23 protein-coding genes and 1 pseudogene are annotated in these 21,807 nt (G+C 60.8%); 13 read left to right on the forward strand and 11 right to left on the reverse strand.

Translation table 11 applies throughout. The features are described from left to right. Positions 1-6: 6 nt before the first annotated feature. The 7 genes from NKH04_RS00360 to NKH04_RS00390 all read right to left on the reverse strand — a co-directional run bounded on the left by NKH04_RS00360 (position 7) and on the right by NKH04_RS00390 (position 6,998). Positions 7-1,515 carry a TadA family conjugal transfer-associated ATPase gene (locus NKH04_RS00360; RefSeq protein ID WP_352448622.1) on the reverse strand — a complete coding sequence of 503 codons (1,509 nt, stop codon included), beginning with the start codon at positions 1,513-1,515 and terminating at the stop codon, positions 7-9. 29 nt (positions 1,516-1,544) lie between these two features. Beyond that, the gene (locus tag NKH04_RS00365) at positions 1,545-2,828 is read right to left on the reverse strand and encodes a CpaE/TadZ family protein (RefSeq protein WP_352470086.1); all 1,284 of its coding nucleotides are present in this window, start codon (positions 2,826-2,828) and stop codon (positions 1,545-1,547) included. Between the two features lie 55 nt (positions 2,829-2,883). Further along, a complete protein-coding gene (locus NKH04_RS00370) occupies positions 2,884-3,618 on the reverse strand; it encodes a CpaD family pilus assembly protein (RefSeq protein ID WP_353043908.1) in 735 nt (244 codons plus the stop codon). A 14-nt stretch (positions 3,619-3,632) separates the two neighbouring features. Continuing rightward, positions 3,633-5,159 (reverse strand): type II and III secretion system protein family protein, encoded by a 1,527-nt coding sequence (locus NKH04_RS00375; RefSeq protein ID WP_352448619.1) that lies wholly within the window; start codon positions 5,157-5,159, stop codon positions 3,633-3,635. After that, entirely contained in the window at positions 5,156-5,971 is an 816-nt protein-coding gene (cpaB, locus tag NKH04_RS00380) for a Flp pilus assembly protein CpaB (protein WP_023676931.1), read from the reverse strand. Before cpaB ends, NKH04_RS00375 begins: the two co-directional genes overlap by 4 nt. 189 nt (positions 5,972-6,160) lie before the next feature. Further along, entirely contained in the window at positions 6,161-6,679 is a 519-nt protein-coding gene (locus NKH04_RS00385) for an A24 family peptidase (protein WP_353043909.1), read from the reverse strand. Between the two features lie 148 nt (positions 6,680-6,827). Further along, the gene (locus NKH04_RS00390; protein ID WP_023676929.1) at positions 6,828-6,998 is read right to left on the reverse strand and encodes a Flp family type IVb pilin; all 171 of its coding nucleotides are present in this window, start codon (positions 6,996-6,998) and stop codon (positions 6,828-6,830) included. A 342-nt stretch (positions 6,999-7,340) separates the two neighbouring features. On the opposite strand from NKH04_RS00390, the gene NKH04_RS00395 reads away from it, so the two are divergent. The 3 genes from NKH04_RS00395 to NKH04_RS00405 all read left to right on the forward strand — a co-directional run bounded on the left by NKH04_RS00395 (position 7,341) and on the right by NKH04_RS00405 (position 9,126). Further along, on the forward strand, positions 7,341-7,763 hold the full coding sequence (locus NKH04_RS00395) for a pilus assembly protein N-terminal domain-containing protein (protein ID WP_353043910.1): 423 nt from the start codon (positions 7,341-7,343) through the stop codon (positions 7,761-7,763). Positions 7,764-7,914: 151 nt separating this feature from the next. After that, positions 7,915-8,475: a TadE/TadG family type IV pilus assembly protein gene (locus NKH04_RS00400; protein ID WP_023676927.1), complete on the forward strand. Its 561-nt coding sequence runs from the start codon at positions 7,915-7,917 to the stop codon at positions 8,473-8,475. A gap of 30 nt (positions 8,476-8,505) precedes the next feature. Beyond that, positions 8,506-9,126, forward strand: coding sequence for a TadE/TadG family type IV pilus assembly protein (locus NKH04_RS00405; protein ID WP_023676926.1), 621 nt, complete (start codon positions 8,506-8,508; stop codon positions 9,124-9,126). Between the two features lie 101 nt (positions 9,127-9,227). Here NKH04_RS00405 and NKH04_RS33185 read toward each other — a convergent pair. Then, positions 9,228-9,356 (reverse strand): annotated as a pseudogene (locus NKH04_RS33185) (phosphate/phosphite/phosphonate ABC transporter substrate-binding protein); the annotation flags it as partial. A 160-nt stretch (positions 9,357-9,516) separates the two neighbouring features. Between NKH04_RS33185 and NKH04_RS00410 the strand changes: the two are divergent. The 9 genes from NKH04_RS00410 (at position 9,517) to NKH04_RS00450 (ending at position 19,079) form a co-directional block, all read left to right on the forward strand. After that, positions 9,517-10,758, forward strand: a complete 1,242-nt coding sequence (locus NKH04_RS00410) for a phosphopentomutase (RefSeq protein ID WP_352541275.1) — start codon at positions 9,517-9,519, stop codon at positions 10,756-10,758. Then, positions 10,751-11,641, forward strand: coding sequence for a bifunctional DNA-formamidopyrimidine glycosylase/DNA-(apurinic or apyrimidinic site) lyase (mutM, locus tag NKH04_RS00415; RefSeq protein WP_352541274.1), 891 nt, complete (start codon positions 10,751-10,753; stop codon positions 11,639-11,641). The genes NKH04_RS00410 and mutM overlap by 8 nt, the downstream gene beginning before the upstream one ends. Positions 11,642-11,665: 24 nt before the next feature. Beyond that, positions 11,666-12,439, forward strand: a complete 774-nt coding sequence (locus tag NKH04_RS00420; RefSeq protein ID WP_352685689.1) for an enoyl-CoA hydratase — start codon at positions 11,666-11,668, stop codon at positions 12,437-12,439. A gap of 160 nt (positions 12,440-12,599) precedes the next feature. Then, entirely contained in the window at positions 12,600-12,866 is a 267-nt protein-coding gene (gene rpsT, locus NKH04_RS00425) for a 30S ribosomal protein S20 (RefSeq protein WP_023676922.1), read from the forward strand. 915 nt (positions 12,867-13,781) lie between these two features. Then, positions 13,782-15,254, forward strand: a complete 1,473-nt coding sequence (gene dnaA, locus NKH04_RS00430; RefSeq protein ID WP_023676921.1) for a chromosomal replication initiator protein DnaA — start codon at positions 13,782-13,784, stop codon at positions 15,252-15,254. 208 nt (positions 15,255-15,462) lie between these two features. Next, on the forward strand, positions 15,463-16,581 hold the full coding sequence (gene dnaN / locus NKH04_RS00435) for a DNA polymerase III subunit beta (RefSeq protein ID WP_023676920.1): 1,119 nt from the start codon (positions 15,463-15,465) through the stop codon (positions 16,579-16,581). Between the two features lie 26 nt (positions 16,582-16,607). Further along, positions 16,608-17,756 carry a DNA replication/repair protein RecF gene (gene recF / locus NKH04_RS00440; protein WP_352470079.1) on the forward strand — a complete coding sequence of 383 codons (1,149 nt, stop codon included), beginning with the start codon at positions 16,608-16,610 and terminating at the stop codon, positions 17,754-17,756. A 76-nt stretch (positions 17,757-17,832) separates the two neighbouring features. After that, on the forward strand, positions 17,833-18,594 hold the full coding sequence (locus NKH04_RS00445) for a molybdopterin-synthase adenylyltransferase MoeB (RefSeq protein ID WP_031211813.1): 762 nt from the start codon (positions 17,833-17,835) through the stop codon (positions 18,592-18,594). After that, positions 18,591-19,079, forward strand: coding sequence for a GNAT family N-acetyltransferase (locus NKH04_RS00450; RefSeq protein WP_353043911.1), 489 nt, complete (start codon positions 18,591-18,593; stop codon positions 19,077-19,079). Before NKH04_RS00445 ends, NKH04_RS00450 begins: the two co-directional genes overlap by 4 nt. A 64-nt stretch (positions 19,080-19,143) precedes the next feature. Here NKH04_RS00450 and NKH04_RS00455 read toward each other — a convergent pair whose 3' ends face one another. Further along, positions 19,144-20,145, reverse strand: coding sequence for a 2-hydroxyacid dehydrogenase (locus tag NKH04_RS00455; RefSeq protein ID WP_352470076.1), 1,002 nt, complete (start codon positions 20,143-20,145; stop codon positions 19,144-19,146). Positions 20,146-20,301: 156 nt separating this feature from the next. Here NKH04_RS00455 and NKH04_RS00460 point away from each other — a divergent pair, with 156 nt between their 5' ends. Next, positions 20,302-20,859, forward strand: coding sequence for an SH3 domain-containing protein (locus NKH04_RS00460; RefSeq protein WP_352541270.1), 558 nt, complete (start codon positions 20,302-20,304; stop codon positions 20,857-20,859). Between the two features lie 80 nt (positions 20,860-20,939). On the opposite strand, the gene NKH04_RS00465 is transcribed toward NKH04_RS00460, so the two are convergent. Together NKH04_RS00465 and irrA are read right to left on the reverse strand one after the other, a co-directional pair. Further along, positions 20,940-21,299, reverse strand: coding sequence for a DUF4260 domain-containing protein (locus NKH04_RS00465; RefSeq protein WP_352770784.1), 360 nt, complete (start codon positions 21,297-21,299; stop codon positions 20,940-20,942). Between the two features lie 9 nt (positions 21,300-21,308). Continuing rightward, entirely contained in the window at positions 21,309-21,740 is a 432-nt protein-coding gene (gene irrA, locus NKH04_RS00470; protein WP_352969655.1) for an iron response transcriptional regulator IrrA, read from the reverse strand. Positions 21,741-21,807 lie beyond the last annotated feature (67 nt).

Consider the following 21,807-nt stretch of genomic DNA (forward strand, 5'->3'; position numbering starts at 1 on the left):
GACGGATCAATCAGCGCGTTTCTCCATCGCCTCGAGCGCAACCGCGAGGCGCTGCTCCTCACCGTAGTAGCGGGCGCGCTCCCAGAAATGCGGACGGCCGATGCCAGTCGACACGTGCTCGCCCAGCAGCCGGCCGTTCGCGTCCTCGCCCTTGATGTTATAGAGAACGATGTCCTGGGTGATGATGACGTCGCCTTCCATGCCGATCACCTCGGTGATGTGGGTGATACGCCGCGATCCGTCGCGCAGGCGTGCAGCCTGTATGATCACGTCGACGGAGCCGACGACGATTTCGCGCACGGTTTTTTGCGGCAGCGTGTAGCCGCCCATGGCGATCATCGACTCTATGCGGTTGAGGCATTCGCGCGGGCTGTTCGAGTGGATCGTTCCCATCGAGCCGTCATGGCCGGTGTTCATCGCCTGCAGCAGGTCGAACACTTCGGGTCCGCGCACTTCGCCGACGATAATACGTTCGGGGCGCATGCGCAGACAGTTCTTGACCAGGTCGCGCATGGTCACTTCGCCCTCGCCTTCGAGGTTGGGCGGACGGGTTTCGAGACGCACCACATGCGGCTGCTGCAATTGCAGCTCAGCTGAGTCCTCGCAGGTGATGACGCGTTCTTCGCGGTCAATATAGTTGGTCAGGCAATTGAGCAGCGTCGTCTTGCCTGAGCCGGTACCGCCCGAGATGACAATGTTGCAGCGGACACGCCCGATGATCTTGAGAATCTCGGCTCCTTGCGGAGAAATCGAGCCGAACTTGACCAGCTGGTCGAGCGTCAGCTTGTCCTTCTTGAACTTGCGGATGGTAAGTGCGGTGCCGTCGATAGCCAGGGGCGGTGCGATGACGTTGACACGGGAGCCATCAGGAAGACGCGCATCGCAGATCGGGCTTGATTCATCGACGCGGCGGCCAACCTGGCTGACGATACGCTGGCAGATGTTGAGGAGCTGCTGGTTGTCGCGGAAACGGATGCCGGTCTGCTCGACCTTGCCGTTGACTTCGATGTAGACGTTCTTGGAGCCATTGACCATGATGTCGGCAATATCGTCGCGGGCAAGCAGTGGCTCCAGCGGCCCGTAGCCCAAAACGTCGTTGCAGATATCCTCGAGAAGCTCTTCCTGCTCGGCGATGGACATCGCGAAATTCTTGATCGCGATGATGTCGTTGACAATGTCGCGGATTTCCTCGCGCGCGCTTTCGGGATCGAGTTTGGCGAGCTGCGACAGATCTATCGTATCGATGAGTGCGGCGAAGACCTGGCTTTTGGTGTCGTAGTAGGTTTCGCTCTTTTGGCGCTGGATACTTTTCGGCTCCGGGGCCAATGGCGGCGGCTCGACCGCACGGCGAACCGCCGGCGCGGCAGGCGCGCCGGATGGCGGCAGCGCCGCCGGCCTGGCAGTTACAGCCGCTTCCACAGGGTTCGCGGCCGCCGGCGCAGCAGGTGCGGGTGCTGGCTGACGGAATTCCGGAATGGTCCGGTTGCCGTCGTCGCTGCCTCTTTTACCAAACATGATCGCTTACCAATTCCACCGCTGAGGCATCACTTCTTGTTGCGCGAAAGCTTGCCGATCAGATTGCCGAGGCCAGCCTTTTTCTTCACCTTGATTTCGCTGCGCCCTGTCAGCACATGGGCGATCTCGTTGATCGTGGCGACAACCGGACTCTTGGCATCCATCTCACCGAGCATACGTCCGTTGTTCGCAGCATTTCCGAACAAAAGCGGCTCGAACGGGATGACCGACATCGGCGAAAGGCCGAGCGATTCGGAGAAGTCGGACGGCGTAATCTCAGGACGTTTCGGCACACCGGCCTGGTTGATCACAAGCTTTGGCGCGGGGTCGTTCGGACGAAGCCGCTTCAGCATGTCGACCAGGTTCTTCGTGTTGCGCAGATTGGCCAGTTCGGGCGTCGCCGTGATGACGATCTCGTCGGCCTTGACCAGCGTGTTCTTGGTCCAGCCGGCCCACACGTGGGGAACATCGAGCACGAGGAGCGGCGCGCTACGCTGGGCTATGTCGATAAGCTGGGTGAAGGCGTCGGGATCGAAATCGTAGACCCGCTCCAGGGTCGAAGGGGCCGCAAGCAGCGACAGGTGCTCGGCGCATTGGGCGAGCAGCCGGTCGAGATAGACCTCGTCGACGCGTTCCGGCGAGAAGACTGCCTCGGCAATGCCTTGCGCCGGATCCTGGTCGAAATTGATATTGGCCGTTCCGAAGGCGAGGTCGAGATCGGCGACAACCACTTCGGATTTGAAAAGGGACGACATGGCCCAGGCCACATTATGGGCTATGGTCGAGGAGCCGACGCCGCCTTTGGCGCCGATGAAGGCAATCGAGCGGCCGATCGGCTCAGCTTCCGGATCAACGAAGATCGAAGACACCACGCTGACGATGTCGGCCATCGATACGGGCGCGATGACATATTCGGAAATGCCCGAACGGATGAGTTCGCGGTACAGGCCGACATCGTTGTAGTGGCCGACAACCACCACCTTGGAGCTCGGGTCACAATGCTCGGAGAGCTGCGCGAGTTGTTCCAGCAACAGCTTCGGCTCGCTGCGCGATTCAAGCAGGATCAGGTTTGGTGTCGGCGCCGACTGATAGAATTCGATAGCGGTGGGGATGCCCCCCATATGCACCTTCAGATGGGCCTTGGCCATGCGGCGATCCTCGCCGGCGCGCTCGACCGGATTGGCTACGCCTTCGGTCTCGCAAAATGCCTGGATCGAAATGCGCGGGATCGGCCGCAACGCCTGCATCGCGGCAATATCCTGCTCCGAAGTTTCGCCGCCCGGTACCTCTGTGTCGTAGGCAAGATTGCTCATTGTCATCACTTTCCGTGACTTGCGCGGCTTAGGGTTTGTTGAGCCTCAACACTCGTTAATATTCGACTTCCGAATTGCCGAGGAATTCGTCCGAAATACCTCTGTCACGATAGACGTCGATCACAGCACCGCGATTTTCCGCGTCGATCGGCGTCGGCTTGCGTGGCCCGATCAGATCGGACGGATTGGCCATCTGGGCAGCCAGGTTGTTCTGATACGAACAGCCGAAATCGGCATAGTGCTTGTTTTCCGAAGTCTGCAGCAGGTCTTCGGGCCAGCGACCGCATTTATCCGTCTGAGCCTTCACCGAGACGTAGGCAACACGGACCGGTGCCGACGCTTCGGCCGAAACAGAATGGTAGGACCGCATGTCGATCCGCTTCCGGCTGATGCCGCTGGCTATGGCCAGCCTGGCGAAATCGCGGCCGGCCGCGGCCGCTGCGATTTCGTTGGCTGAGCCGCTCGGAATCTCGATCGTCAGCACCGGAGCCGCGCTCCTGTCGTATCCGTCCAGAAAGCCCAGGAGCGTGTCACGCTGGGATCTGGTCATGCCACGGTCGCCGGCGCCGACCGGAAGGTCGATCTTCTGTATCTTCTCGGCTATGACGATCGGATGGGTGGTGCGATAATCGTCCGGTATGGCACCCACCGTGACGCTGTCGCGATTGGCGCAGCCGGCCAGCAATGCCGCCACCGCGATCGCCATAATGGGAACGGCCGGCCGCCAGATTCGCGAATGGACTGACCGCGTCGCGGTGATCGCCCGTGCCTTCGATGTTGCCTTAGACATGACCGCTTCCCCGCTTACTTGTAGATAAAGCCGACAACGCCGTGGTAACGGCCGTTGGGCTTGTCGGTCTGCATGGTGCCGTAGACACGGTTGACGCGGCCAAGGAAAATGCCGGCGCCATCGCTGGCGGCGTTGAAATTGTCATCCGGCTTGGCAAGATCATTGCGCGCCACCGGCTTCACCAGATAGGGCGTAATGATGATGACGAGCTCGGTCTCGTTGCGAACGAAATCCCTGCTGCGGAACAGCGCGCCAAGCACTGGAATCTTTGTCAGACCGGGCAAGCCGTTAACAGCTTGCCTGAGATCATCGCGGACAAGGCCGGCAATCATCATCGAGCCGCCCGAAGGCAGTTCCACCGTTGTGTCGGCCAAGCGCTTGCGGAGAGACAGGGCATTCATGCCCGGGCTCGTTACACCTTCGGACAAAGACACAGACCCCTCCGTTGTCGGCTCGGAAACCGAGGTTCTGACTTTCAGGCTGATACGGCCGGGAGACAGCACCACCGGCTGGAATTCCAGGCCAATGCCGTATTCGATCTTCTCGACAGAATACGTCTTCAGACCGGTCTGGTTATCATTTGATACGGCTTGGGAAACGCTGGTCACCATATTGTATTCGCCGCCAACCTTGAAGGTCGCTTTCTCGCCGGATACGGCCGTCAATGTTGGTTCGGCGAGGGTTTTCATGACACCGGACTGTTCCATGGCATTGATGTAGGCCTGCAGCGTCGAGCTGCCGATAGAGAGGCCCGAGTTCGACAGCGACTTGCCCAAACCAGTGAAATTGTCGCTTACCGCGCCCCAGCTGATGCCGTTGCTGCTGCCGTTGCCCACCATGTTGACGCCGAGCTGCTTCATCACCGAGCGGCTGACTTCCGCGACCGTCACCTTCAGCGTCACCTGGTCGTCGCCGATGATCTGCAGCAAGTTGACGATCTTGCTGACGCGGCGCTCGGCATCCGGGTTATCGATCGCGACGCCGGCTTCAGCCGAACCGCCGGCAGCGGTCTGCGAATATTGACCCGTGGTTGCCTCGCCGCCGGACACGAAAATGGTTGCCAGATCGGCCGCGCGCTTGGCGTCCAGAGGAGTGTCCACGGTTCCGGTCAGAACGACGTTGTCGTTCAGCAACTCGACCTTAACCTCCGATGACGGGATGAAGCGTTTGATATAATCCTCCAGCCCGGCAACGTCACGTTCGACCGCTAGGTCAAGGCTGACGATCTGCTCGCCATTCGGGCCAAAGACGAAGATATTTGTCTCGCCGACCGCCTTTCCAAACAGATAGATGCGCCTGGCAGTGCGGGTCACCGCGTCGGCTACAGCGGGGTTGGCGACGAGAATGTCGTAGGCATCGCTCGGGAGGTCGATGACCACCGACTTGTTCAGTCCGAGCTTGACCCGCTGGGTGGCGGTCGAAGCCGTCACCCTGGCATTGCCCGCCGCACTGGCATCGACAATGCCATATGCATTCGTTCCAAGGAGAAACAGGCCGATCGCCGCAGCCAGGATGAGCGGCAGTTTGGTTTTTAGCCTCATTTCCTTGCCCCCACTTCGGAAACTTCGCCCGACTTGATCAGCCGCACGGTTCCGCGCCGGCCATTGCCGGAAACCAGGTAATCGGCTTCGCCCACATTCTTGTCCTGACTGTCCTTGATCGAGCGCAGCGCCAATGTCAGGCGATCCGCCATCTGCTGTGCGACGGTGATGATCTCGGACTGCTGCGGCGTCAGTTCCAGGGTGGCGGTCTGGCCAACCCTGGTCTTCTTACCTTCCTCGTCCTCCTGAATGGTCTGGTCGATCGCCAGGACGCGAATGTTCTTCAGGATAGTTTCGGTCGTGAAGCCCGGACCACCGCCATTGGCGGGATCGGCTCTGCGGGTCATGATGACGTCGACGAAATCGTTGGGAAGAATAAAGCCACCGGCCGAGGTGTCGGCCGAGATGCTTGTGGCAACGGCCCGCATGCCGGAGGGCAGGATCGACGACATGAAGCTTTGCCCTTCACCGATCAGCTTCGAGCGCCGCAGCGGCTCGCCGGCGTAGAGCGCCACGCGAGCGACGGCGCCCTTCAGCTTGTCCAGCGCTTCAGGCTCGGCGGCGCGGGTGATGAAATTTGCGTTGATGCCGGCGGACGGCCATGACTCCCAGGAAATGTTGTTTTCAAGCGGACTGCCCATCGGAACGTCGCCGGAAAGGACAAGCACATCCTGCAGCGCGATCGCCGGCGCCTGAGGACCGGAATCGACAACCGGAGGCGGCGGAGCCACGACCATGTTCTTCGCGACATAGCCTGCACCACCGGCCGCGGCTATCGCCACGCTCAGAATAATCAATCGGGATGCTGGCATCTGTCCGAACCTCGCCTTGGCAAACCACGTAGCCAAGCGGGACTTTGCAGCGGCAATCGTCAAAACAAGGTTAATGTTATACTTACGATCGTGATTAATTTAACGTTTATATAAATTGGACCGACAAGCCCGGCCCGAAGGAAAACGTGGTCAACTCGCCTGCTCGGCGCCAAAGGCGTAAAGCGAAATTCAGCCCGCCAGCCTGGCAAGTGCCCAGGCCATCAATGGCGAGTCGGAATAGGTGAGCAGACCGCCAATGCCAAGCGCGATGCCGTACGGAACGCCGGTCGCCTCATCGGCGAAATGGCGCAGGAACGGATTGTGGCTTGTGACGGCGGCAAGCGGCGATTTTCGATAGGCGAGGATGGCTAGCGTCAGCAGGCCGCCGATGAATGTCGAGGCGACGAGGTATTCGATGAGATGGATGTTCAGTCCCATCCACATGGCAGTGGCAGCCAGAAGCTTGGCGTCGCCGCCGCCCATGCCGCCCAGCGCGAACAGGCCGAACGTCACCGCGAGAACCAGGCCGGCGGCGGCGAAATGCCAGCCATAGGTGGCCCAGTCCATACCGGTCAAAGGCGCAACCAAGGCGAAGACAACCACAAGCAACACCGGCACGCGATTGGCGATCGTCATCGAAAGCATGTCGGAGATCGCGGCAAAAAGCATGCAAAACGGAAACACGACCAAGATCAAGGCTTCAAGCATCGGCGCGCCTATGACCCAATTGCATCTGGCCCCAACCTAATCCTATTCGATTAACGACTGATGAGGCCTAAGTTTCAAATCATACCAGGACTAAATAAGGGCCGCCAGAGCGGCGGCCCTTATTTCAGAACGACCGAACCCGTTACGGTCAGCTACCGTTCACCTTGGTGGAGATGGCGGTGAACTTGGCGTTCAGCGAGTTGCCGAGCTGGCCGGCGCCGACCATGATGGCGAGTGCGATAAGAGCGGCGATCAGACCGTATTCGATAGCGGTCGCGCCGGATTCGTCCTTCACAAAACGTGCGATGAGGTTAGACATTCGAGCTCCTACTCCAATTGTTACAGCACTTCCGTCAACTTCTCTTGGTGGCTGATCGGATACTGCGAATCTAAGGAGAAGCTGTTTCAATCGGCTTAATAAACAGGCTTACCGATTCCTTTCCCGCTTCGACGACATTGCGTGGTTAACCCAGAACTAAAATACCCGCCGCTAGGCGCCCGGGCTAATAAAAGGCGCAAAGGCGCAATTCGGCAAAGACGTTCCAGCCGTGCCGGCTAGGCCCAATGCCGGTTCCGGCTTGATCCCGAACTCCAGCCGCTTAACGGTTGGTTCACCAATCTCGTTCATGTTCCGTTGAACAGTTTGCCAGGGGGCGCCTCAATGGCCGGGCCGAGATCGTCATTTCCAATTGCCGTGCTTTTTGCCGCAGCGGCTTTCGCCTTTCCAGCCAAGGCCGGCGCCGGCATCGAGGTGACGATGAACCAGGCAAAGATCATCAAATTGTCGCGCGCCGCCGATACGATTGTCGTCGGCAATCCGGCGATCGCCGACGCCTCCGTGCAGGACGCATCGACGATCGTACTGACCGGCAAGGGATTTGGTGTCACCAATCTTGTCGTCCTCGACCAGGAGGGCAACCCGATCGTCGATGAGCAAATAACCGTCGTACGCCAGGCGGCGTCGTCGGTGCGCATCTATCGGCGTGCCGAAGTACAGACCATGTCCTGCGCGCCATATTGCGAAAGCTCGTATAAGAGCGATGCCGAGAAGGCCTCTGAAGCCGAAATGAGCGCCGCGCATTAGTAGCCGACGTCTCCGTCTTTGGCGAGTACGTGCTTCGGTTATCGCCGGGTTAAGGCCTTCCCGTTGAATTTAACGGTCATTCCAACCGGACTTCAATCGGTTCCGACTAAGGGTGGGACCGATACAGAAGCGGCATCGGCGGGCAGAGGACATGAGCAAGGCAGGACGAGCAGGTTCTCCAAGACGGTTTTTGGGCGACCGCCGCGGAAGCACGGCGATCGAATTCGCCATGCTTGCAATTCCTTTCGCGCTTCTTGTCTTCGCCATCCTGGAGAGCTGCATTTCTTTTGCCGCACAGGAAGTGATGGCAAACGCAACCGACGACATCGCGCGCCAGCTGCGTACCGGCCAACTAAGACCGGCCGATGTGTCCGGGACCAAGCTGCGGGATATGATCTGCACCAAATTGGAGATCATGGTCGCCAAGACCTGTCCCGGATTGCTGGTGGACTTGCGCGAATATCCGACCTTCGCCGATGCGGCGCTGGCCGGTTTCAAGATCCAGGATGGCGACGTCGTGCTGACCAAGGGCACGAGCACACAGACCTTCACCGTCGCACCTGGCCTGGCGGAGTCGAGAAACATGCTGCGTGTTTTTTACAAATGGCCGGTGATGACCGACTTCATGGCCAAATCGATGGCCAACCTGAAGGACGGCAAAACGCTGCATTTTGCTTCGATCACTTGGCAGAACGAGCCGTTCGACAACTGAACCACGTAGTCGCTTGAAAAGGGCAAAGCCATGATTCGTGCGGGGGCACAGCTGGGCATCGCAGGGATTTGTACAAGAGCAGTCCGGCTTTGCTCGGACCGCCGCGGTATTGCGGCTGTCGAGTTTGCCCTCATCGTGCCTGTCCTGTTGATCATGTACTTTATGACAATGGAGGCCTCGCAAGCCATCGAGACCAGCAAGAAGGTCAGCCGCATCGGCAGCATGGTAGCGGACCTCGTCACGCAGCAGCAGACCGTCAAGGCGGCCGATGTCGATGCCATCATGGCGATCGGCAGTTCCACGCTCCAGCCCTACAACCGCTCGAAACCGAAGATCATTATCACGGCGATACAGGTGACGAACGAGACGACGCCGAAAGTCCTGGTCGTGTGGTCGCGCAAACTGGTCGATGGCGTCTCTAGCGTCGACGCGGTCAAGGATTCCACCACAACAGTCCCGAGCGCGCTCAAGATCAAAGGCACGTTCCTCATCCGGGTCGAAAGCGATCTCGCCTACAAGCCAATCATCACCTGGTCGGCGGACGGCCAAAGCCGGTTCGGGTTGAGCTCGGTCTTCAATTCGATATCGATGGCGGAGACTTATTATCTGCGGCCGCGCAGGAGCCCGACCATTCCGTGCAGCGATTGCTGACGCCTGAAGCCCGCTAACCGGTCTGTTGCTATTGCTTGCGACCACGGGCCGAGACTAGACGCACGATGGCTGCAGCCAGCACATAGTCCCTCGGACCGGCACGGTTCGGCGACGATACCGATACGGAACGTTCCGATAACATCGCGCCAATCGGCTCGCGCCAGGTTTGTGCAAGACGCATCCAGCAGCAAAGCCAGTACGGTGGCGAATGCTGTCAGGGCAAGCCTCATGCGAGCTCCGCGCCGCGCATTTCCATCCGCAGATCGACCATGCTGCGATTCGTCTCTCCGGGACCAGCACGCCAAGCCGTGCTGTTTGGGTTTCCGAATTGCCAATGGCGGCGCGGAACCCTATGTCTGAGCCAACACACAGGCAATGATGAACCTTTCGATGGCACGCGCCTTCCTTTTTGTCCTCGACTCCTTCGGCATCGGCGGCGCGGCCGATGCCGAACGTTATGGCGACACCGGCTCCAATACGTTCGCACACATCGCGCGGGCCTGCGCAGAAGGCCGCGCCGATCGCGAAGGCCTGCGTGCCGGACCCCTTCTTGTACCAAACATGCTCGCGCTCGGTCTCGGCCAGGCCGCGGCAACGGCAACGGGTTTCAGGTTTGAGAATGCCGGCAGTGCACCGCTTGCCGCCGCCTTTCACGGCGCGGCCCAAGAGGTTTCGAGCGGCAAGGACACGCCATCGGGCCATTGGGAAATAGCCGGCCTGCCGGTCCGTTTCGACTGGGGTTACTTCCCAGACAAGATTCCCGCCTTTCCGGCCGAGTTGACCGAAGCAATGGTGCGTGAAGGGAAGGTGCCTGGCATCCTCGGCAATTGCCATGCTCCGGGCACCGAGATTATCGAACGGTTCGGCGAAGACCATATCCGCACCGGCAAGCCGATCTGCTACACCTCGATCGACTCCGTCCTGCAGATCGCCGCGCATGAGGTTCATTTCGGCCTGGAACGGCTTTACGAGTTCTGCAAAGTGGTGCGCAGGCTCGTCGATCCGCTGAATATCGGCCGCGTCATCGCGCGGCCGTTTATCGGTGAAACCGCCGCCACGTTCGAGCGAACGCATAATCGTCGCGACTATGCCGTACCGCCACCGGAACCGACGCTGCTCGACCGGCTGACGGCGCGCGGCAGCCGGGTTATCGCGATCGGCAAGATCGGCGACATTTTCGCCCATCGGGGGATCTCGGAAGTCCGCAAGGCTGCCGGCAACATGGCGATGTTCGACAAAACGCTTGGTGCCATGGAAGACGCCCGCGACGGCGACCTCGTCTTCGCAAACTTTGTCGACTTCGACACCGAGTTCGGGCATCGGCGCGACGTTGCGGGATATGCCGCCGCACTCGAAGCTTTCGACCGGCGCCTGCCCGAGGCATTCGCACGGCTGAAGCCAGGCGATCTGCTCATCTTGACCGCCGATCACGGCAATGATCCGACGTGGCGCGGCACCGACCACACGCGCGAGCGTATTCCGATTATCGGGACACGGCCGGGTTTCAAAGGCGCAGACATCGGACTGAGGACAACATTTGCCGACATCGGCGAAACCGTGGCCGAACATCTCGGGCTGGCGCGCGGCCGTCACGGCACCTCCTTCCATGCCACGATAGGTGGCCATGCCTGAGTTGCCGGAGGTAGAGACAGTCAGGCGCGGTCTGCAGCCGGCCCTTGAAGGTGCCCGCATTGTCGGTGTCGAGGCACGCCGGCCGGATTTGCGGTTTCCGTTCCCCGAGAGATTTTCGGAGCGGCTGACCGGCAAGACGATTGCGGCGCTCGGCCGCCGTGCCAAATATCTGACAATGCACATGGACAACGGCCCGGTTCTGATCTGCCATCTCGGCATGTCGGGTTCGTTTCGCATCGAAACGGCCGACGAGAGCGCAACGCCTAGCGTGTTCCACCACGAACGTTCGAAAAACACTGCTCACGATCACGTCGTCTTCGACATCGCATCCCCTGCCGGCGTCCGCTCTCGCGTGATCTTCAACGACCCGCGCCGCTTCGGGTTCATGCTGTTTTCGGAAGGCGAGCCCGACATGCATCCGATGCTGGCGGGATTAGGCGTCGAGCCTACAGGCAACGCACTGGACGGCGCGCTGCTCGCTTCGTTGCTGAAAGGTCGCAAGTCACCGCTGAAAGCGGCACTTCTGGACCAGAGGCTGATTGCCGGGCTAGGCAATATCTACGTCTCGGAAGCGCTTTGGCGGGCCGGCCTGTCGCCGCTGCGCGAAGCGGGCACCCTCGCGAGAGCCGGCAAGAAAGCCAAAGAGCAGAGCGAACGCCTGGCCGAAGCAATCCGCTCGGTCGTCGCCGATGCGATCGCCGCCGGCGGCTCGTCGTTGCGCGATCATATGAAGACCGATGGATCACTGGGCTACTTCCAGCATTCCTTCGCGGTTTACGATCGCGAGGGGGAAGGCTGCTCCAAGCCTGGTTGTGGCGGCCACATCGAGCGTATCGTGCAAAGCGGTCGTTCGACCTTCCACTGCCGGGCCTGTCAGGCTTGAACCAGAACCGAGGAGGAGCAAAGCATGGGCTATGAAACCATCATCGTCGAAACCCGCGGCAAGGTCGGGCTGATTACGCTGAACCGGCCGCAGGCGCTCAACGCGCTGAATTCACAAGTGCTGGCGGAACTGGTCGCGTCGGTGAATAGCATGGGCGCCAATGCCGACATCGGCGCCATGGTCATCACTGGTTCGGAAAAGGCTTTCGCGGCAGGTGCCGATATCAAGGAAATGCAGTCCATCTCCTATGTGGATGCCTATCTGCAGGATTTCTTTGTCGGCTGGGAAGAATTTACGCGGGCACGAAAGCCGATCATCGCGGCGGTGGCGGGCTATGCGCTGGGGGGCGGCTGCGAACTGGCGATGATGTGCGACTTCATCATCGCCGCCGACACTGCCAAGTTTGGCCAACCCGAGATCACGCTGGGCGTCATGCCCGGCATGGGCGGATCGCAGCGCCTGACCCGCTTTGTCGGCAAGTCGAAGGCGATGGATATGTGCCTGACGGGTCGAATGATGGACGCAGCCGAGGCCGAGCGTTCCGGCCTTGTCTCGCGCGTGGTGCCAGCCGGCGAGTTGATCGAGGAAGCGCTTAAGGCAGCGGCCAAGATCGCTGGTTTTTCCTTGCCGTCGGTGATGATGGCAAAGGAGGCCGTCAACCGCGCCTATGAGACGACGCTCACCGAGGGTCTGCGGTTCGAGCGCCGGCTGTTTCATTCGCTGTTTGCGCTGGATGACCAGAAGGAAGGCATGGCGGCCTTCAGCGGCAAGCGGAAGCCGAATTTCACGAACCGATGAGATGACGAAGGCGCCGGTCAAAAAGAAAGCGCTGCAGCGTTGACGCGCCGGAAAAGCTGAACTATAAGCCGCACCAACCGAGGCGGCCCTGTGGCTGCCCGTTTGTTTTTTGCGCCCTGCGGTATCCCGCGAGCGCCCACCAGATCAGAAGAGAGGCACCATGGCCAATACCTCCTCGGCCAAAAAGGCAACGCGCAAGATCGCCCGTCGCGCAGCGATCAACAAGAACCGCCGCTCCCGCGTCCGGACCTACATCCGCCAGGTCGAAGAGGCGCTCGCGGCCGGCGATAAGGCGGCCGCACAGGCTGCCTTCAAGGTGGCCGAGCCGGAATTGATGCGCGCCGCGACCAAGGGCGTGGTGCACAAGAACACGGCATCGCGCAAGGTGTCGCGGCTGGCCCAACGGGTCAAGGTGCTGTCGGCCTAATATATCTTTTCCTGAACTGCGCTTCTTCAAACCCGGCCAATCGCGCCGGGTTTTTTTCGTTTGCCGGCAAGTACTTAAAAGAAAGCCCGCAAAATGGCGCTCCGCGTGCATTTCAAAGTTCGAAATGCTTTGCCGGCGTATACATACCCGCTGATATTCGCAGCCTTCGAAACCGCCAATGCGAAAATTTCCGAGCGTCACAGATTACTGTTTTTTTTCAGAGGCTTACCGATGGTGATCCACAGCTTGTTCACATCGGCTGTGGCCGATAGGCGGCAATTGGCTGTCAAGTGAATTATTTCAGAAAATTTCGCATTGTGTGGCCTTTTTCACATTCGCCGGAAAAGGGTTTGAATCACAATGGCTTTGTCAAAATCAACTGTTGCGGCATGGCGTTCGAAACGTGCCTTCCTAGTCAGATTCCTTAAAAATCCGTTAGGGGTGGCCTTGCCCTATCCACAGCGATTTCGGTAATGTCTGTCCATCGAAGGGACGGGCCCTTGGCCCTTGACCAGCCTGAAACCGGCCAGCTCAAATTGGCAGAGTTTACACCGCGGATTCAACTCCGCGGACGGGGTTGGTTTGTCTTTTCGATACGGTAGGGGACTGGCGTAATTGTACATGGCAGGTCGACGGTGCGCCGGCGGTTTTTCGCCGGACGGCATTTCGTTGCCCTGACATGACCAAAGCGGATCGGCTCTTCGGCGCCGGACCGACAACGAGGCGATTCATCAGCCGACGGCGGCGATGGTGTCGCCGCGAAGACACGGTCGCCGGAAACATGGATGCAGGAGGCGCATCCCCGGCGGAAAACAGGTACAAGAGACAAGGAACTCGATCATGCAGAGCGGCGGCATCGAAAGGGAGCTTACAGGCGACCTCCCATTTCCTGGAACGTTAATCGGAAGGAACGACATGGCGGCTTCCAATGAAGCTGAACAGAAGTTCGATCGGGTCAAGGCCCAGTTGAAGGCGCGTCTGGGAACCGAGGTCTATTCGAGCTGGTTCGGGCGCATGAAGGTCGCTGAATCCTCTAAGGGCATTGTCCGCATCTCAGTGCCAACCGCATTCCTGCGTTCATGGATCAACGGCCACTATCTCGATCTCATCACCGAGTTGTGGAAGCACGAGGATCCGGAGATCCTCAAGATCGAGATCGTGGTTCGCACCGCCACACGGCAGGGCCGCAACAGCGTCGAGCCAGAAGTGGCCCCGGCGCGCAAGATGACCAGGCAGACGCAAACCGCGCTCTCTGCGGGCACGGCGAGCCCCAGCAGGGTCGAACGGGTCCCGGTACCCCGCCCGGGGATGCCGGCAGAAACCGAGTTCCGGCACAATGTTCTCGGTTCGCCACTCGATCCACGCTACACTTTCACCTCCTTCATCGAAGGACCATCGAACCGAGTGGCTTTTGCCGCCGCCAAGGCGGTCGCGGAATCGCAGTCGAGCGCGGTGCGTTTCAATCCGCTCTTTCTTCACGCGACGGTCGGGCTGGGCAAAACGCACCTGTTGCAGGCGATCGCCGCAGAATCGCTGAAGCAGAATCCGAAATCGCGGGTCGTCTATCTGACGGCTGAGTATTTCATGTGGCGGTTCGCCACCGCGATCCGCGACAACAACGCACTGACGCTGAAAGAACAGCTGCGCGACATCGACCTCCTCATCATCGACGACATGCAGTTCCTGCAGGGCAAGTCGATCCAGCACGAATTCTGCCATTTAATCAACATGCTGCTCGACAGCGCCAAGCAAGTGGTGGTCGCTGCCGACCGGCCGCCGTCGGAATTGGAGTCGCTGGAGCCACGCGTCCGCTCGCGCCTCAACGGCGGCGTCGCGCTGGAAATGTCAGCCCCGGATTTCGCCATGCGTATCGGTATGCTCAAGCTCAGGCTTGCCACCGCCAAGCTCGACGATGCGTCGCTCGATATTTCCGAAGAGATCCTCAACCACGTCGCCCGCACGGTGACCGGCAGCGGACGCGAGCTCGAAGGTGCCTTCAACCAGCTTTTGTTTCGCCAATCCTTCGAACCGCAGATCACCATCGACCGCATCGACGAGATCCTTGGCCACATCTATCGTTCGGGCGAACCCAAGCGGGTGCGTATCGAGGACATCCAGCGCATCGTCGCGCGCCACTACAACGTGTCGAAGACCGAACTTCTGTCCAACCGGCGCACACGCACCATCGTCAAGCCACGGCAGGTCGCCATGTATCTGTCGAAGGTGATGACGCCGCGCTCGCTGCCGGAGATCGGGCGGCGGTTCGGCGGTCGTGACCATACGACCGTGCTGCATGCGGTGCGCAAGATCGAGGATCTTTCCGGTGCCGACAACACACTGGCGCAGGAACTCGAATTGCTGAGAAGGCTGATCAACGACCAGGCCTGACGGCCCGAAAAACGCCGGCTCGCGGACTCCGGCCTTTTTATCCCCTTTATCCCCGGAAAGCCCGTGCAGCCGGTCCGAACCGGTGGCGCGGGCTTGCGTTTGCCGGGTTTTTCCTGTCAGTTTACGCAGATTCTGAGCCTGTTCAGACCTTTCGCGGGGCGCCGCTTGCCGGAGACCCGTTCATTCATTCAAGCGAGCCTGTTTTGTCATGCGTGTTATCCTGGAACGGTCAAATCTCCTGAAGTCGCTCAACCATGTTCACCGGGTGGTCGAGCGGCGCAATACCATTCCGATCCTGTCGAACGTGCTGCTCAGCGCCGAGGGGGCCAGCCTTGAAATGAAGGCGACCGACCTCGACCTGGAGGTGACCGAAGCAACGCCGGCAAAGGTCGAACGTGGCGGGGCGACGACGGTCCCGGCACATCTGCTCTACGACATCGTGCGCAAGCTTGCCGACGGCGCGGAGGTGGCGCTGAAGACCGACGAAGACGGCAACGCCATGACGGTGACGTCGGGGCGCTCGAGCTTCCGCCTGCAATGCCTGCCGCAGTCCGACTTTCCCGAGCTTTCAGCCGGGTCGTTCTCGCATATTTTCCGGCTCGATTCCGTCGGACTAAAGGGCCTCATCGAAAAGACCCAGTTTGCCATCTCGACCGAGGAGACGCGCTATTATCTGAACGGCATTTATCTGCACACGCACGAGGCCGGCGGCAAGCTGAAGCTGCGCTCTGTCGCGACCGACGGCCACCGGCTGGCGCGCGCCGAGATCGATGCGCCGGCAGGCTCTGAGGGCATGCCTGGCGTCATAATCCCGCGAAAGACGGTCAGCGAGCTGCAAAAGCTGGTCGACGATCCCGATGTTGCAGTCACCACCGAGTTGTCCGACACCAAGATCCGTTTCACCATCGGCAGCGTTATCTTGACCTCCAAGCTGATCGACGGCACTTTCCCGGACTACCAGCGCGTCATTCCGACCGGCAACGACAAGAAGCTGATTATCGATCGCCAGAGTTTCGCCGCTGCCGTCGATCGCGTTTCGACCATTTCGTCCGAACGCGGCCGGGCGGTGAAGCTTTCGATCGCCGAAGGGCAGGTCACGCTTGCGGTCAACAACCCGGATTCGGGCAGTGCCACCGAGGAACTGGCGGCCGACTATTCGTCCGATCCGATTGAAATCGGCTTCAACGCCAAATACCTGCTCGACGTTGCCGCGCAACTGACCGGCACGGAGGCGAAGTTCATGCTGGCGGATGCCGGTTCCCCGACACTGATCCACGATATGGCCGACGAGACCGCGCTCTACGTGCTGATGCCGATGCGGGTGTAGGGCCCGAACGGGGCCATCTTGCTGTCGTGACCAGATCTGCAAAACCGCAGCAGACGTACATAAGTAAGCTCATACTTACGAATTTCCGCAACTATGCGGCGTTGGCAATCGACCTTGATCCCGGCGCTGTCGTTTTCTCCGGCGACAATGGCGCCGGCAAGACCAATCTGCTTGAAGCGATCTCGCTGCTCACGCCGGGCCGCGGCCTGCGCCGCGCACCCTATTCCGAGGTGGCGCGCGAAGGCGGCGACGGTGGCTTTGCGCTGCATGCCCGGCTTGACGGGCCGGAAGGCCAGGTCGAGATCGGTACCGGAATATCGGGCAGCGACGGCGAAGCCGGCCGGCGGGTGCGGATCAACGGCGCGACGGCGCGCTCAGCCGAAGACATGCTGGAATGGCTGCGCGTGGTCTGGCTGACACCGGCCATGGACGGCCTGTTCCCCGGGCCGGCTGCCGACCGCCGGCGCTTCCTAGACCGGCTGGTGCTGGCGATCGATCCTGGCCACGGCCAGCGCGCGCTTGACTACGAAAAGGCAATGCGCGGCCGCAACAGACTGCTCGCCGACGGTTCACGCGACGGTGCCTGGTTCGATGCGATCGAGATGCAAATGGCCGAGACCGGCGTGGCGATTGCCGCGGCGCGTGCCGAACTGGTGCGCCTGCTCGCCGCCATGATCGACCGGCTGCCCGGCGACGGACCGTTTCCGCAAGCCGACATCGGCATCTCTGGCGAACTGGAAGGCGAACTCGGTATTTTGCCGGCCGTCGACGTAGAGGAACGGTTCCGTCGTGCGCTTGCCCAGGGGCGCGACCGCGACCGCACCGCCGGACGCACGCTCGACGGCCCGCACCGTTCCGACCTCGTGGTGCGCCACCGGCCCAAGGCGATGCCGGCCGAGCTCTGTTCGACCGGCGAGCAGAAGGCGCTGCTGGTCGGCATTGTCTTGTCGCATGCGCGGCTAACCGGTGAGATGTCGGGCATGACACCGATCCTGCTGCTCGACGAGATCGCCGCCCATCTCGACGGCGGTCGACGGGCGGCCTTGTTCTCGATCCTGGAGGAACTAAACTGCCAGGCCTTCATGACCGGGACCGATGCCGCGTTGTTTGACAGCCTCAAGGGACGCGCGCAATTCCTGACCGTCGATCACGGCACGGTCAGGCCGACCATTTGAACTTGGTTCATGGCGCACTTCTGAGCGGCATGCATTGATACCTGACAAGCTTTTTCCTCCGCTATATGGTCCGGCGATGATCACAGCCGCCCTCACCGATGAAGAGCTCGAACGCTACGCCCGCCACATCGTGCTGCCCGAGATCGGCGGCGCTGGCCAGCAGCGGCTGAAGCGGGCGCGGGTGCTCGTCATTGGCGCCGGCGGATTGGGAGCGCCGGTGCTCGAATATCTCGCCGCCGCAGGGATTGGCACTCTCGGTATCGTCGACGACGACATCGTTTCGCTTTCCAACCTGCAACGACAAGTGATCCACGCCACGGGCGATGTCGGGGTGGCGAAAACCGACAGTGCCAGAGCGGCGATCATCCGCATCAATCCAAACGTCGTCGTGGAAGAGCACAATTTCAGGCTGACCGTGGACAACGCCCCCACCCTCATTGCCCGTTATGACATCGTCGTTGACGGCTCCGACAATTTCGAGACACGCTACGCGGTGGCCGACGCCTGCGCCGCGGAAAGCCGGCCGCTCGTGCATGCCGCCGTTGGCCGCTTCGACGGCTCGGTCACCGTACTGAAGCCATTCGAAACCGGCCCGGACGGCAAGTTGAACCCAAGCTACCGCGATCTCTTTCCCGAGGCGCCGCCGCCGGGACTTGTGCCATCCTGCGCGGTGGCCGGCATTGTCGGCGCGCTGACCGGAGTCATCGGCACGCTGCAAGCCATGGAAGCGATCAAGCTGATCACCGGGATTGGCGAGCCGCTGGTCGGACGACTGCTGCTCTACGATGCGCTGGCGGCACGCTTCGACACGATCCGCTACAAGCGAACCAGCCCATGAGCCTGCCTGCCGACGTTTCCATCGTGCAGCTTGCGGCCGATTTCGACCGTTGGGACGAGGTGCTGGCGCTGGTCATGCGCGCCTTCGCCTTTATGGACGGGGTTATTGACCCGCCGTCCTCGGCGCATCGGCTCACCGTTGAAAATCTCAGGGCTAGAGCGCTGGAGGAGACAGCATTCCTGGCGCTGAAGGAAAACGAGATCGTCGGTTGCGTCTTCATCCTGAAGCGCGCAGACGAGCTCTATGTTGGAAAGCTCGCGGTCGAGCCGGTTCTTCAGGGACAAGGCATTGGAAAACAGCTGATGCAGGCCGTCGAAGATCTTGCCCGCAGCCACAACAGGACCGCCATCGAGCTCCAGACGCGGGTCGAGCTGACCGGAAATCACGCAGCCTTTGCCCGCCTCGGTTTTCGTGAAACCGAACGGACAGCGCACAAGGGCTACGACCGGCCGACCTCAGTCACCATGCGCAAGGCATATTCGTAAGGCAAAGCTATCCAACGACGAACGCGCGGTTGCCGCGGCAAGACCGTGCCGGCGTGACGGCAGGTCACGCCCTCAACGGCAGCACGCGGTCGGGCGGGCGATGACCATCGAAGAAGGCGCGGATATTGATGATCACCTTCTCGCCCATGTCGATACGGCCTTCGAGCGTCGCCGAGCCCATATGCGGCAACAGCACGACCTTGCCTTTGTGGGCAAGTTTCAGCAGCTTGCTGTTCAGCGCCGGCTCGTGCTCGTAGACGTCGAGGCCGGCGCCGGCGATCTTGCCGTCATGGATGAGCTTGACCAGCGATTCCTCATCGATGATATCGCCGCGCGCGGTGTTGACTATGTAAGCTGACGGTTGCAGAAGCGCCAGCCGCCGCGCCGAAAGCAGGTGGAAGGTTGCCGGTGTCGATGGACAATTGACCGAGATAATGTCCATGCGGGCGAGCATCTGGTCAAGGCTTTCCCAATACGTGGCTTCCAACTCGTCCTCGATTGCCGGCAGTACGCGGTGGCGGTTGTGGTAGTGGATCGAGAGGCCAAACGCCTTGGCACGCCTGGCGACGGCGGTGCCGATGCGACCCATGCCGACAATGCCGAGCCGTTTGCCCCAAATGCGCCGGCCGAGCATCCAGGTCGGCGACCAGCCCGCCCATTTCTTATCGCCGGTCAGCACGTTGGCGCCTTCGGCCAGCCGCCGCGGTACGGCCAGCATCAGCGCCATGGTCATGTCGGCCGTATCTTCGGTCAGCACGTTCGGCGTGTTGGTCACGGTGATGCCTTTCTTGGCCGCTGCCGCAACGTCGATCTTGTCTACCCCATTGCCGAAATTGGCGATCAGCTTGAGGTTGTCGCCGGCCTGGGCAATCAGCGCCGCGTCGATATTATCGGTGACGGTCGGCACCAGCACGTCGGCCTCCTTGACCGCAGCCACCAGTTCCGGCTGCGTCATCGGCCTGTCCTCCACATTCAAGCGGGCGTCGAACAACTCGCGCATGCGGGTCTCGACCGGGTCGGGCAATTTGCGCGTGATGACGACGAGGGGCTTCTTTTTGCCTGCCATTGTTTTCCTCGAACCCGATCTCGTTGAGACCTCTTTAACCAAGAACGGCGAAACTGAGTGCCGATCGCGGTACCGGTCATTCATGTAACAAGCGGTTCCGCCGAAGACAAAGAAAAAGGGGCGAAGGCCGATGGGCCGGCGCCGAAAGGAACGAAAGTGTCTGGTTTCGCGTCGCTCCGCCTGACCCTCAGTGCAGCATTCCTCGGCGCTCTCATCCATAGCCCACTGGTGATGGCGCAAAGTGCCGCCGCACCCGCCCAGAGCATCACGCTCGGACCAAGCGGCTTGCCACTGCCGCGCTTCGTCAGCCTGAAATCCGGCCGCGTCAACTCGCGCGTTGGGCCGGGCGTCAATTATTCCGTCGACTGGATGTATATGAAGCCCGGCCTGCCGATGGAGATCATCCAGGAGTTCGATACGTGGCGCCGTGTGCGTGATGCCGACGGCTCGGAAGGCTGGATCAATCAGTCGCTGCTTTCGGGCCGTCGCACGGCGATCGTCGCCCCCTGGCAGCGCGGCAAGGACGCTCGCGTCAACCTCCTTGACGACCCGGCAAAAGACGCAGGCGTCATCGCGATCCTCGAACCGGGGGTGATGGGCACGATCAAGTCCTGCGATGGCCAGTGGTGCGAAATGACCTTCGACGGCCATACCGGCTGGCTCGCGCAGTCGCTGGTCTGGGGTGCCTATCCCGGCGAAAAGGTCAAGAACTGACTTTCCGAACCGCAGGTCGGGCCAGCGCTGCAAGCACCGGATCCGGCATTTGTTTCGCTGGTCTTCGGTTCGGGGATGGTTTAGCGGCCGATGCGGCCGAGATGGGTATCCTGGAAACTGCTTGACAGCTTCAAACCATAGCCCAGAGCGCGGTCGATGGCGATGTGGGCGATCCAGATCAGCGCGACAGCTACCGCCATTGCATTGTCAAAGACGCTGCCGACAAGCGCCAGCAGAACGGGGAAGATCAGTATGTGCAAGGCGTTGTAGGCGACGGCCCCGACGCGCGGCCCGGCGATGTAACCCAGCATCGACAGGTCGGGCGCCAGAATGAGCACGGCAAACAGCCACCAGGAAACACCGGCGATTGCATAGAAGATAAGAGCCGCCACCGCGACGGCGACCCATTCGAGCCGGAGCGTCAAATCCAGGAATTTCATAAGTGCCGGTCAGTCGCAGCGTTTCGGACGCAGTCTCACCACGATATCGACATTGGCGATCTCCATGCCCTCCGGCGGCTCCGGCAGGTTGGAAACCGTCACCGGGCCGCTGTCAATATCGAAGATCCTGTTTTCGCCCTCGATATAGAAATGATGGTGATCGGAGGTGTTGGTGTCGAAATAAGTCTTCGCCCCCTCGACGGCAAGGATGCGCAGAAGACCGGCCTGGGTAAACTGGTGCAGAGCATTGTAGACGGTGGCCAGAGACACCGGCACGCCGGCGGCAAGCGCCTCCTCGTGCAGTTCCTCGGCCGAAAGATGGCGGTCGCCCTTGGCGAAAAGCAGATCGGCCAGCGCGATGCGCTGGCGTGTCGGCCTCAGACCGGCCTCACGAACCCGCTTGTCCACAGCGACATTATCCTTCCGGCAACCCAGATCCATCTATCCGTCGCGCTCACAGTTCCGCCTCAGACGGTCCAAAATGGCAGAAATTGAGCATCTGCCGAAA

This window comes from Mesorhizobium sp. M1365 (assembly GCF_040317865.1).
Taxonomy (GTDB): Bacteria; Pseudomonadota; Alphaproteobacteria; order Rhizobiales; family Rhizobiaceae; genus Mesorhizobium.